The following is a 12,350-nucleotide window of genomic DNA, read 5'->3' on the forward strand; positions in this document are numbered from 1 at the left end:
ACCTCTTGCTGCTCAGCCACTCGGCGCAGCGCCATGATTTGATCGCGAAACCTTGCGGCTTGCTCATAGGCTTGCTGCTCGGCGGCCTCTTCCATCTTCGCCACCAGTTCACTGATAACTTGTTTATCTTTACCCTTTAAAAACAAGCTCGCGAGTTTGACCTGCTCGTCATATTCAGCATTGCTGACTTTACCGACGCAAGGCGCACTGCAACGGGACAACTGGTATTGCAAACAGGGCCGAGTACGGGATTTGTAATAGAGATCATCACACTGACGGATAGGAAACAATTTTTGCATCAAATGCAAACTTTCACGCACCGCACCGCCATTGGGATAGGGCCCAAAGTACTGGCCCTTTTCCCGCTGCGGCCCGCGATGGTAAGCAAGGCGTGGATGCTCGTGCTGGCTTAATAAAATATAAGGATAAGATTTATCATCGCGCAATAACACATTGTATTTCGGCATGTATTGCTTGATATAGTCATTTTCAAGCAAAAGCGCGTCGGTTTCACTGTGGGTCAAGGTGACATCAATATGATGAATATGCGAGACCAACGCTTGAGTCTTAATATTACCTAAATGCTTACGAAAATAAGACGATAGGCGCTTTTTAAGATCTTTGGCTTTACCGACATAAATCACCGCCCCTTTGACGTCATACATGCGATACACGCCAGCAGAGGAAGACACCGTCCGCAAAAAACTTTGGGGGTTAAAACCCGTCGACATCATTGATCCACCCAGCTGAATAAGTAACCCGCGCGCCCATTAACGCCTTAGCGTTCACACTTAAAAATGCCCCGCATCGAGCATTTTATAGCGAATGGCTAAACGGGTCAGTTCGACATCGCCACTGATCCCAAGCTTAGCAAATAATCGATAGCGGTAACTGTTGACCGTCTTAGGGCTGAGGTTCAATTGCTCAGAGATATCATTCACCTTCTCGCCATTGGTGATCATCAGCATGATTTGCAGCTCACGCTCCGATAGCGCATTGAACGGATTTTCAGCAGCAGGATTAAACTGACTCAGCGCCATTTGCTGTGCAATTTCGGGCGATAAATAACGCTGGCCGCGGGAAACCTGACGGATGGCTTGCAATACCTCAGGCGGCGTCGCGCCTTTCGTTAAATACCCCGATGCCCCCGCCTGCATCACTTTCGTTGGAAAAGGATCTTCAGTATGCACCGTCAACACAATGATTTTTGCATGAGGTTGATAACGCAAAATTTTGCGGGTCGCCTCTAATCCACCCATGCCTGGCATATTCATGTCCATCAGGATCACATCGGCTTCGTTATGGCGCGCCCACTGTACGGCAGTCTCACCATCAGGGGCCTCCCCCACTACCTTAATACCCCGTTCATCTTCTAAAATTCGGCGGATCCCGGTTCTCACAAGCTCATGATCGTCAACTAAATATATTGATATCAACTTAACCCACCTTTATCTTCTTCGCCCTAGCCACTGCAGAAAACCGTCAATCCAGTGGCGGGATTACGAGTTTATGGGGCTAATTTAGCCCAACATGCCTATTTCGCAAAGCATAAAAATATATATTGTTAACTTGATGATATTTAAAGAAACGGCCCTAAATACCTTTGCCGTAAGCAATGCGCCCCGAGGTCACCATCGGCAAACTCATGGCCACATCGCTGAAGAGCCAACCTCTTAAAGCCGCGCTATCGTCAACATCTTAACCATCACTGCGGTAAACCATCCCGCAAGTCAACAAAGATAAGCGGCGAGATACGCCAAGATTGACAAGCACCAAAATGACAAACAAAAACGCCGCTAATAAATTAGCGGCGTTTTTGTTGAATATGGCGGAGGAGCAGGGATTTGAACCCTGGGTGGGCTATAAACCCACGCCGGTTTTCAAGACCGGTGCATTAAACCACTCTGCCACCCCTCCGAACGAGCGAGATAATAGCGAGGTCTGCTGCCAGTGTAAACTTAAATTTATTGATTAACGTGCCAACTGATGATTTAGCCAGCAACATGCTTAAATTGCAGCTATTGGTGTCCAATAATTCGCCCGTTTGGAGGACTTTGAGGAGATCGGCCTTCCCCAATCAAGGTCGCTGCTAACGGATGCCCAAATGTAACAGGTGGAATAAATATAACTGATGAAACAAATTTAACGGATGGCCCAAATGCAAAAAGGCCGCTAACTAAGTAGCGGCCTTTTTGACTGAATATGGCGGAGGAGCAGGGATTTGAACCCTGGGTGGGCTATAAACCCACGCCGGTTTTCAAGACCGGTGCATTAAACCACTCTGCCACCCCTCCGGACGGCGCAAATAATATAAGTATCGCCGCTAGTTGTAAACCTCAATTTTGCAATTTTTGTCTAAATGCTCATCTTATGTTCAGCGTGATGTTTTTTCAGACTAATTTTGAGTTTATTACGATGAATAATCTGCTAAAGCTGCGCAAAAACGCCTATACAGTAAGAGACTTACCGCCTTGGTATGGTAAAATCGGCTCAACTTTCCATGGTAACTGTTTATATGAACCCACTCTTGATACCGACATCGTCACTCGCTCCTCAATTTAATCTGCCGAGCCTATCGACCTCCCCTGCGAATGTCGCCGCCCTCTTACTGGGGCAAGAGCGCGCGCTTGATGCGTTAAAACTGCACGCAACGATTGCAGATCAGCAACTCTACCTCGCAGATTTTCCAGGAATCGATCGCCACTTATTCATACAAGCCTTGATGCAAACTGTCGAAAAGGGCCCTAAGGCGTACTTAGTCACGGCGCCAACGGCCGACAACACCATCTCGGCTCAATGGCAAGTTGAGCCACCAGAGACACCGCTTGAGTGTATTGCAGAGAAAAATACCCAATATCGTTATTTGAGCGGAAATATTCGCCGCGCAGAGTTACTCGGCCAAAAGGTTCAATCGGCTCATGGCACTCACTACCAAGCTGGCGCACTCAGCCAGTGCGAATATCTGTTCATCTGTGCCGAATCATTATGGAAACGTGAGGGCTTGTGGGACTTAGTGATGCAAATTCTGGCACAAAAAACGTATCAGATTTGCAGCCAATTACCTGCTATTCCTCTGAATTGTAAGATTATACTTGTTGGCGCCGGCATGCTATATAGCCAAGTGCGCACTGAAGATTGGCAATTTCAACGGCATTTTACCCTACTGGCAGAGCTCGCCAGTGAAATTGACTTAAACCGCTACAGCAGTTCGCAATATGCAGCTTGGCTGCAAACCGTTGCCCACAGCGTCAATGTTACCCTAGCGCAATCAAGCCTCGCACCACTCTTTCGCCACAGCGCGCGCCTCACCGAGCATCAGCGCCGCCTGAGTTTATCTATGCTCGATTTTGCTTCATTAATGGCTCAGGCCAAGGCTTACTGCGGCAGCAGTCATATTGATGCTAATAGTATTGATACTGCACTTAAGCAAGCTCACTTTCGTCATAATAGTTCTGAAGAATTTTCTCGCCAAAGTTTTGATGATCATTTCATAAATCTGCCAACTAGCGGTGCTATGGTAGGGCAAATCAACGGCTTAACGGTAATCGATGCCATTGACTATAGCTATGGTGAGCCGGCACGCATTACGGCATCGGTACATTACGGTGATGGTGAAGTTGCTGATATTGAAAGAAAATCAGAGCTAGGCGGCAATATTCACGCCAAGGGCATGATGATCCTCTCGGCCTGCCTATATCGGATCTTTGGTCGCGATGCGCCCTTACACCTCAATGCCAATATCGTATTTGAACAGTCCTATCAAGAAATTGACGGGGACAGCGCCTCCTTAGCTGAATATTGCTGCTTGATGTCTGCCATTGCCGAGCAACCGATTGTGCAATCCTTAGCGATTACCGGCGCACTCGATCAATTTGGCAATGTACAGGCGATTGGTGGCATTAACGAAAAAATTGAGGGTTTCTTCGATTTATGTGAACGACGCGGACTGACGGGCGAACAGGGCGTGATCATGCCCAAATCCAATGTGCTGCAACTGAATCTCGCGCCTAAAGTGATAACAGCTGTAGGCCAAGGCCTCTTCCACATTTATGCAATTGAGCATATGGATGAAGCGGTTGAGCTATTAATGCAAATGCCCGCAGGCGTGGCCGATGAGGACAATGACTTCCCTCATGACTCCTTATATGGTCTCGTTCAAGAACGATTGGATAAACTTGCTGGCAACGGTGATGAGGAACTCGGCTTAATATCAAAATTACTCGCAAAAATTGGCTTATTTCGCCGCTAATTAGCTGATCGGAGTTGTTTAGCGTACACGTGTTCGCTAATCTTGGCGACTCTTATTGCTGGAGTAGTAAAATAATGAATAAAGCAAACAGTTTCAATAAAGAAGAACTCATCGCCTGTGGCCACGGGAGACTCTTTGGCCCAAATTCCCCTCGCCTTCCCGTAGATAACATGCTGATGATCGATAGGATCATTACCATCAACGATGATGGCGGTGAATTTGGCAAAGGTGAAATTGTTGCTGAACTTGATATTAATCCAGAACTGTGGTTTTTTGGCTGCCACTTCATCGCCGATCCCGTGATGCCAGGCTGCTTAGGGTTAGATGCCATGTGGCAGCTCGTTGGTTTTTACTTAGGTTGGGAAGGGGCCGAAGGGAAAGGCAGAGCCTTGGGGGTCGGTGAAGTCAAATTCACCGGTCAAGTGTTGCCCGGCGCGAAAAAAGTCACATACAGATTAAATATTAAACGCACCATTCATCGCAAACTGGTGATGGGGATTGCTGATGCTATTCTGGAAGTCGATGGCCGACAAATCTACAGCGCTACCGATCTCAAAGTCGGGGTTTTTAGCGATACTTCAACATTCTAAGGTACTAACTATCGTACTGAGTATCGTACTGAGTATCGTACTAACTCAAGCCTACCTCGTTTCTCTGGTAAAATGCATGCCATAAAAATGCCCTCATCTGAGGGCAATACATTGCATGACGGTGTGACTGATTGAGGTCATCACGGTTGAACTCATTCATCCATAACTCATTCAGCCATACCTTAATCGTCCATAACGCCGTCAGCTAACACACTCGCAGCGGTTACTTGTTAAACAATCCATTTACCCGGCCATCCACACCTTCACGCCAACCGCCCAACCATTGCGATCGCGAATCAAGATTTGCATATGGACAGAGCTCCTTAGAGCGCCCACCAACACCAGCTTGAAATCCTTTTGAAAAAGCTCTGTCTAAACGATCTCGTTTTTGTCTTTTCATGCAAGCGTCCTCTGTTCTACGTGAAATAGAAGCAACAGCTTCACCCATAGAAATAGTGCTTTTTCTTGGTAAGATCAATCAAAAAAACGTTCATTTTATCGCCTAATTATTAAACTATTGAGAACATAGTTAAAAAAAATCGAGGCATTATGCCTCGACTTTTTAAATGCGAACCCGCGAAACTTAACCTACGCGACGACGCAACCAGAGTAAGGGTAACGCAAATAACCACATGAAAGAGGCCGCACCTTTGCGCTCATAGTTGCCGGTATCTACACTGTCATCCACCGTACAGGCCTGGGCATCACTCGCTGCGGGTTTTAGCACCACCATCCGGGGAATGTAACCAGTAACAGGCTCACCCTTACCATTGAGTTCAAATAAAGGTTTACCATTATCTCCAAGGACAATATTACCATCGGTATCACGTTGATAGATTGGCTTACGAATAAAAGCAGTACCAACAATGGTGCCTTCTTCATTAATGCTGTTGGCTTCTACGACCATGATATCGGCGTCATAAGTCAGGGTTTTACCTGAACCATCTTCCTCGACGAGGATCTGATGCCGTTGCCAATTACCGTTTTTATCTTGTTCAAACCCTTTTGATGCACAAGTCAATAGGCTATTTAAGTTACTAAATTCACCCGTCGACTTATCAAACAAAAATCCCGCTTTAGGTCGTGGTTTTTCTTTATCATAGGTGGTTTCAATATAACCGACCACTTGACCTTTGTTGTTGATATCTCTCGGTTTGCTCGACAGATCTGTGGGTTTTGACGAAAAATCGTTAGGCGTCACATAACCCACTTCTGGGGTATTAATATCAAAATGGAAGAACTTATCGCGGGGATAACCTTGAATGTAACTGCGATAACTGCCGACCACAATACCGTTATCGTTAATATCATAGGCAATAGAGCTCGAAATCTTATTACCCATTGGGATCCAGTGGTACTTATATTTACCCTCGGCATCTTTCGCCCAATAGGCGGCATCTTGTGCTAACGCTTTACTGCTGCCATTTCGGTAAACATGCGAACGCCCCACCACGACACCGTTATCGTTTAACCCCATGGCTTGAGCAGTTAGCGTTAATGTATTATCGCTCGCTGGCGTTAAGCCCAAAGGTAACTCGGTACCGACAGGACTCCCATTTTCATCAATTTGCCACACATAGGCGCGTGTCTGATATTGAATGTTACGGGTACCACTGCTGTTAGGATATTGCTCCCGTTGCACGCAAACATCGACTGGCAACGTGTTATCTTTACTGAGACAAAAATCGACCCGCTCGGCGCCATATTTACTGATCCCTGTACTGGCATAACCGGCCACTAGGTTAAGATTATTCACGGCGGTGGCCGCTGACCAACCACCTAATTCGACGGTTTTATCATCTTTGACGTACTGAGTATAAGGTGGTGGTAAAGGGATCTCAGCATCAGCCACTTTGGCAACACCACGGTATTCATAATCCCGGAAATACCAATAATCGTCGGTAACATCCGTTGTAGAAGTGTTTAAGGTCTTCTTTTCTTTAGCCGTCATCGTGCCGACTTTAAGGCCTGCATCATTGATGCCGTAATAGAAGGTATCAACGGAATTAATCACACTGGTATCACTTGGTACTGTCGTCCCATTGATACTCTCAAAGGTGGGCAGCCAAGCGCCCTCTGTGCCATTTTGTGCGGCCACAAAAGCAAAGTTGTTGGCTATGATAGGGTTATTAATCGAATAGCTAATGATTTCTTCGGGGGCGATACCGTCGTTTTCATCATCAAAGATATCGCCCTCACCTTCGACATCGGAGGTGCTGAGTTTTTTCTTGCCCTTTGACACACCCACTAATTCATCATTGGCATTCACGCCCATGGCATAGCCATTGCGTGTGCCGTCCAAGGTGCCTTTGAGATCAAAATCGTCAATGTTAACAATTTCATAGACAGGTGCAGCATGGGCACTGTTCAACACACCAAGGACACCAATGGCAACCAAGGACAGGGCTACATCCAACTTTAACTTCATTAATTCTATTCCCATTTTTTTATTGGTTTACTTCAGTGACTCAAGCTCTTCCCAGCGTTCGAAGCAAACTTCCAATTGTTGTTCTTTATCCGCCAACTGGCTTAATACCTGATTGACGTTCTCCTGCGCCTGATTGTAAAAATCGGGATCCCCAATGGCGATTTGCAGTGCATTGATCTCTTCTTCTAACTGTTCCATCAAGGTTGGCAAGGATTCTAATTCACGTTGTAACTTATAAGACAGTTTTTTCAACGCTTTAGCCGGTTCACTGGCCTTAACCTCAACCGTCTGAGTCGAGGTTGCTGGAGCTTCGACCGCTTTTACTGCACTAGGTTCCTCAGAATAAAACTTTGCGCCCTGATTTACCGCATCCTGATAACCACCGACGTACTCACTCCAATGGCCGTTCCCCGCATACCACCAGCTGCTGGTCACGGTATTATCAATAAACGCCCTATCGTGGCTCACTAATAATAGGGTGCCTTGATATTCGGTTAGCAGCGACTCTAACAATTCTAGGGTCTCAATATCAAGATCGTTTGTCGGTTCGTCAAGAATGATCAGGTTGGCTGGACGAATTAACAATTTTGCCAGTAATAAGCGGTTTTTTTCACCACCAGAGAGGGCTTTTACTGGCGTTCTCGCTCGCATCGGTGAGAATAAAAAGTCTTGCAAATAACTTAAGATATGGCGGTCTTGCCCATTGATAGTAATGGTTTTTTTACCTTCGCCGACGTTATCTTCAACAGTTTGCTCCGGATCTAAGGCTTCACGATATTGGTCAAAATAGGCCACTTCTAGCTTAGTGCCCACTTTCACTTCGCCCGATTGGGGCTGCAACTGTTCAATGAGCAACTTAATCAACGTAGATTTGCCACAACCGTTAGGCCCGATTAATGCGATGCGATCGCCACGCATTACCGTAGTATTAAAGTTTTTCACCAAATTTTTATCGGGCAAGTTGTAATTTAAGTCTTTAACGTCAAAGACTAACTTACCTGAACGCTCAGTTTCGGCCACGGCCATTTTGGCGTTACCTTGGCGATTTAAGCGCTCGCTGCGCTCTTGGCGCAGGGCTTTAAGCGCCCGCACGCGTCCTTCATTACGGGTACGTCTGGCTTTCACCCCCTGACGGATCCACACTTCCTCATCGGCTAAGCGCTTATCAAATAGGGCATTTTTTTCAGATTCGACCCGTAACCATTCCGCTTTACCATCAAGATAAGCCTGATAGTTGCCGGGCCATGAGGTCACCACGCCGCGATCTAAATCGACAATCCGCGTGGCCATACGCGCAATAAAGCCCCTATCGTGGCTGATAAACACAATGGCGCCCTGATAATCGAGTAGGAATTTTTCTAACCATTCGATGGTATCAATATCTAAATGGTTGGTTGGTTCATCGAGCAGCAACAAATCAGGCTCACTGACCAAGGCGCGCGCTAAGGCGACTTTACGTTGCCAGCCCCCCGATAACTCACTCAAGGATTTATCCGGATCTAAGCCTAACAATTCACAATTTTGTTGAATGCGTGAGTCTAATTGCCAACCGTTATAATGATCTAAGGTTTCTTGCAGGGCCTGCATTTCATTGAGCATGCGCTCCATCATTTCGGGTGAGGCGTGGGCCACATCATGGGACAATTGATGATAACGCTCTAACGCTTCACCCACTTCTTTAAGGCCTGCGGCAATATAGGCATATACCGTGCCCTGCTCGGCCTTAGGGGGATCTTGCTGTAAACGGCTGACCGTCACATTGCCATCGATATTAAATTCACCTTCGTCGAGCAACACCTCACGATCTAATATCTTCAGTAAACTCGACTTACCGGCGCCATTGCGCCCCACAATACACACCCGCTCGCCGCGTTCAATGCTAAAATCCGCATTTTGCAACAGCGGGGTGTAACCATAGGCTAAAGAGCCATTATTGATACGAACCAGACTCAAACTAAGCTCCTATAAACGCTTGTAATTGCGTAGCGTTAAATGGCCAACATAACTGCTGTTCCTCCCCGGCACTCAGCACAGGGATCGATGCGCCATAACGCTCTACTAATTTTTCATCATCGCAAATGTCGATGGCTTGATATGTCACCCCCGCCTGCAAGAGCAAGGCGGCGGCTAATTCACACAGATGACACCCCTCAGTGTGATATAACACATAGTCAGGCTTAGGCATGGGTAATTAACCAAGTATTGTGGATATGCGGGTTACGCTTGTAATCCATTGGCAAAGTGATGTCATCAATGTTTTTCACTGTGATGTTCATCTTAGTGAGTGTTTCGATGTCCATCTTGAACTTACGTTTATTATTGGAGAACACTAACTCACCCGTTGGGCTTAATAATTTCACTAACGCGGCCAGCAAGTCGACATGATCCCGCTGCACATCAAAGGAGTCTTCCATCCGTTTGGAGTTAGAGAAGGTCGGTGGATCGATAAAAATCAAATCAAATTGTTCACTACAATCACGGATCCATTGCAGGCAGTCGGCTTGAACAAATTCATATTGCTTACCTTGCAAACCATTAAGCGCAAAGTTGTCTTTCGCCCACGCAAGGTAGGTATTCGACATATCAACGGTTGTGACCGACTTCGCCCCGCCCAGCGCCGCGTGTACCGAGGCCGAACCGGTATAAGAAAATAGGTTTAACACTCTGCGGCCTTTGGCTTTTTGGCCAACAAGGCGCCGCGTTAAGCGGTGATCTAGGAATAAACCCGTGTCTAAATAACCGGTTAAATTCAACTTGAACTTAGCGCCGTACTCAGTGGTAATCAGCTCTAATTTGCGCTCATCTAACTTTTGATATTGATTGGTGCCCTTTTGGCGCTCGCGGGTTTTCATGATGATTTTGTTTGGATGAATCCCGATCGCCGCAGGCAGGGCCAATAACACATCACTTAAACGACGCTTAGTGACCGCCTCCGGAATGGTGGCTGGCGCCATATATTCCTGCACAATCACATGGTCTAAATATTTATCGACCGCCACGTTATATTCAGGGATATCAGCATCATAAATTCGGTAACTATCGATGCCTTCTTTCTTGGCCCATTTTTCTAACTGTTTGGCATTCTTTTTAATGCGGTTAGCAAACGCGGGGGCGATATCGGCAATATCCACGCCTTCAGGTAATACCGGCGTATCACGGCGCGTGCTGTTAGCATGCAACGTGTAAAGATTAAAGGCACACTCTAAGGCACCGTTAAACATCTTCATTTGTTTATCGGCTTTGAGCTTAAGCGATGAGACTAACTCAACATCGCTGCACAGCATGGCGACTTTCCAGCCACCAAACTCTTTTTTAAACTTATCGCCAAGTTGATAATAAAGTTGCAAAAGTTCCGAAACGTTGCCTAAACGCTCACCATAGGGAGGGTTGGTGATCAAATAACCTTCAGCTGCAGGCGGCTCAATCGTCAGGGCATTCGCCACCTTAAACTCAATAAGCTCGAGCACGCCGGCATTTTCAGCGTTACGTTTCGCCAGCGCGACTAAGCGCGAATCGATATCCGAACCGTAAAATTGAATATCACAACGCTTTATGCCCAGCGAGGCGCGGGCTTTGGCTTCGGCAACAATATCTTGCCATAAGGCATTATCGTGGCGGCGCCAATGTTCAAAGCCAAAACGGCTACGTTGCAACCCAGGGGCAATATCTGCCGCCATTAATGCCGCTTCAATCAGCACGGTACCGCTACCACAAAAAGGATCAAGTAAGGTGCAAGGCGAGGCCTGCCAGCCGCTACGCACTAACATATTGGCGGCCAAGTTTTCTTTTAAGGGCGCCTCACCAGTAGTAGAACGGTAACCCCGTTGATGCAAAGAGGGGCCAGAGAAATTCATGGCGATGGTGATAACACCATTACGGAAATGTGCATCGACTTTAAAATCGGCATCGGTACGCGAGACATTCGGACGCTCTACACCATCGTCACGAAACCTATCGACTATCGCATCTTTAATTTTCAGCGCGCCGAATTGGGTATTATTAATGAAGCCACCCGTACCGTGAAAATCGATACTAAAGGTATTTTTATTAGAAAAATGCGCAGGCCAATCAATACAATAAGCAGCATTATACAATTGCTCGGCCGACTCACAGCTGCCTTTATAGATAACCAGCACGATACGGCTAGCTAAACGAGTCCATAAAGTAATGCGGTACGCTAAGGCTAAAGGCGCGGTAAAATACACACCCGCAACACTTTCTTTAATCTCAGTGGCACCAAAGGCGGTGAGTTCTTGGGCTAAGCTATATTCAAAGCCCTTTGGGGCAGCAGCAAAAAAATTCAGCATGGGATAATCAGTACGCAGTCAAAATCAAAGCGACATTATACCTGCTCGAATACATAAAAGATAAACAGTTATTAGCCAATCACAGAATTAGTCGGTCCACCAAGCCACATCAATGCCCTTTAGCCGCCATCGAGAGCGGCAAATCGCCTGAAATCCCCGCACTACGCTTTATATTTGAGCATTCATCCCATTTTTTACGATTGTTCCTTGCATTGCCTAGTCGCTGCCGTTATAGTCTGCCCCGCTTTGAAGACGGACGCGGGATGGAGCAGCATGGTAGCTCGTCGGGCTCATAACCCGAAGGTCGTTGGTTCAAATCCAGCTCCCGCAACCAATTTAAAGCAAAGGTAATAAATACAGATAGATATCGGACGCGGGATGGAGCAGCATGGTAGCTCGTCGGGCTCATAACCCGAAGGTCGTTGGTTCAAATCCAGCTCCCGCAACCAATTTAGATGTAGCCATTCTTCAAGAGTAGAAGTCAAATCACTCAATACAGCAATATCGGACGCGGGATGGAGCAGCATGGTAGCTCGTCGGGCTCATAACCCGAAGGTCGTTGGTTCAAATCCAGCTCCCGCAACCAACTTAGATGTATCGACTTTTACCTTATCATCCACTTACCCACTACTCCTAGATACTCCCAAACAGATTGCCGCCCGCAGCGCATGATCTCGCATATAACTGCTCAACCAGACTAACTGCTCAACCAGACTAAATACCCCATCCAACCAAACACAATCAAGATCATAGTAAAGCATCACTCAAACTACATT

The 12,350-nt window shown here is 46.7% G+C and carries 9 protein-coding genes and 5 tRNA genes; 5 read left to right on the forward strand and 9 right to left on the reverse strand.

Going from position 1 to position 12,350, the window contains the following annotated elements; all coding sequences use genetic code 11:
* The 4 genes from uvrC to ACRCZA_RS13480 form a co-directional block, all read right to left on the reverse strand.
* On the reverse strand, nucleotides 1–731 hold a 731-nt coding region (gene uvrC, locus ACRCZA_RS13465), incomplete at its 3' end, for an excinuclease ABC subunit UvrC (RefSeq protein ID WP_438674932.1).
* 60 nt (nucleotides 732–791) lie between these two features.
* Complete coding sequence (gene uvrY / locus ACRCZA_RS13470) at nucleotides 792–1,436, reverse strand: UvrY/SirA/GacA family response regulator transcription factor (protein ID WP_438674933.1); 645 nt, start codon at nucleotides 1,434–1,436, stop codon at nucleotides 792–794.
* A 390-nt stretch (nucleotides 1,437–1,826) separates the two neighbouring features.
* Nucleotides 1,827–1,917, reverse strand: a tRNA-Ser gene (locus ACRCZA_RS13475).
* Nucleotides 1,918–2,203: 286 nt separating this feature from the next.
* A tRNA-Ser gene (locus ACRCZA_RS13480) sits at nucleotides 2,204–2,294 on the reverse strand.
* A gap of 221 nt (nucleotides 2,295–2,515) precedes the next feature.
* Between ACRCZA_RS13480 and ACRCZA_RS13485 the strand changes: the two genes are divergently transcribed.
* On the forward strand, nucleotides 2,516–4,249 hold the full coding sequence (locus ACRCZA_RS13485) for an AAA family ATPase (RefSeq protein ID WP_438674934.1): 1,734 nt from the start codon (nucleotides 2,516–2,518) through the stop codon (nucleotides 4,247–4,249).
* A gap of 74 nt (nucleotides 4,250–4,323) precedes the next feature.
* On the forward strand, nucleotides 4,324–4,839 hold the full coding sequence (gene fabA, locus ACRCZA_RS13490; protein WP_438674935.1) for a bifunctional 3-hydroxydecanoyl-ACP dehydratase/trans-2-decenoyl-ACP isomerase: 516 nt from the start codon (nucleotides 4,324–4,326) through the stop codon (nucleotides 4,837–4,839).
* Between the two features lie 223 nt (nucleotides 4,840–5,062).
* Here the strand turns inward: fabA and rmf are convergent, their stop codons facing one another.
* The 5 genes from rmf to rlmKL all read right to left on the reverse strand — a co-directional run bounded on the left by rmf (nucleotide 5,063) and on the right by rlmKL (nucleotide 11,574).
* Nucleotides 5,063–5,239, reverse strand: coding sequence for a ribosome modulation factor (gene rmf, locus ACRCZA_RS13495; protein ID WP_006082074.1), 177 nt, complete (start codon nucleotides 5,237–5,239; stop codon nucleotides 5,063–5,065).
* Nucleotides 5,240–5,422: 183 nt separating this feature from the next.
* Entirely contained in the window at nucleotides 5,423–7,267 is a 1,845-nt protein-coding gene (locus ACRCZA_RS13500) for a DUF3466 family protein (protein WP_438674936.1), read from the reverse strand.
* Nucleotides 7,268–7,294: 27 nt separating this feature from the next.
* Nucleotides 7,295–9,220, reverse strand: a complete 1,926-nt coding sequence (locus ACRCZA_RS13505; RefSeq protein ID WP_438674937.1) for an ABC transporter ATP-binding protein — start codon at nucleotides 9,218–9,220, stop codon at nucleotides 7,295–7,297.
* 1 nt (nucleotide 9,221) lies between these two features.
* Nucleotides 9,222–9,452, reverse strand: coding sequence for a glutaredoxin family protein (locus tag ACRCZA_RS13510; RefSeq protein WP_438674938.1), 231 nt, complete (start codon nucleotides 9,450–9,452; stop codon nucleotides 9,222–9,224).
* Entirely contained in the window at nucleotides 9,445–11,574 is a 2,130-nt protein-coding gene (gene rlmKL / locus ACRCZA_RS13515; protein ID WP_438674939.1) for a bifunctional 23S rRNA (guanine(2069)-N(7))-methyltransferase RlmK/23S rRNA (guanine(2445)-N(2))-methyltransferase RlmL, read from the reverse strand. The genes ACRCZA_RS13510 and rlmKL overlap by 8 nt, the downstream gene beginning before the upstream one ends.
* A gap of 257 nt (nucleotides 11,575–11,831) precedes the next feature.
* Here rlmKL and ACRCZA_RS13520 point away from each other — a divergent pair.
* The 3 genes from ACRCZA_RS13520 to ACRCZA_RS13530 all read left to right on the forward strand — a co-directional run bounded on the left by ACRCZA_RS13520 (nucleotide 11,832) and on the right by ACRCZA_RS13530 (nucleotide 12,160).
* Nucleotides 11,832–11,908 (forward strand) — tRNA-Met (locus ACRCZA_RS13520).
* A 38-nt stretch (nucleotides 11,909–11,946) separates the two neighbouring features.
* Nucleotides 11,947–12,023 (forward strand) — tRNA-Met (locus tag ACRCZA_RS13525).
* Nucleotides 12,024–12,083: 60 nt separating this feature from the next.
* Nucleotides 12,084–12,160: transfer RNA gene (locus tag ACRCZA_RS13530), tRNA-Met, on the forward strand.
* Nucleotides 12,161–12,350 lie beyond the last annotated feature (190 nt).

It is taken from the genome of Shewanella sp. (genome assembly GCF_051658185.1).
In the GTDB taxonomy this organism is placed as follows: Bacteria; Pseudomonadota; Gammaproteobacteria; order Enterobacterales; family Shewanellaceae; genus Shewanella.

Bases quoted from the DNA above. Each gene is read 5' to 3' on its own strand.
- ACRCZA_RS13485 (WP_438674934.1), top strand. From the start codon at position 2,516: ATGAACCCACTCTTGATACCGACATCGTCACTCGCTCCTCAATTTAAT.
- fabA (WP_438674935.1), top strand. From the start codon at position 4,324: ATGAATAAAGCAAACAGTTTCAATAAAGAAGAACTCATCGCCTGTGGC.
- rmf (WP_006082074.1), bottom strand. From the start codon at position 5,239: ATGAAAAGACAAAAACGAGATCGTTTAGACAGAGCTTTTTCAAAAGGA.
- ACRCZA_RS13500 (WP_438674936.1), bottom strand. From the start codon at position 7,267: ATGAAGTTAAAGTTGGATGTAGCCCTGTCCTTGGTTGCCATTGGTGTC.
- ACRCZA_RS13510 (WP_438674938.1), bottom strand. From the start codon at position 9,452: ATGCCTAAGCCTGACTATGTGTTATATCACACTGAGGGGTGTCATCTG.
- rlmKL (WP_438674939.1), bottom strand. From the start codon at position 11,574: ATGCTGAATTTTTTTGCTGCTGCCCCAAAGGGCTTTGAATATAGCTTA.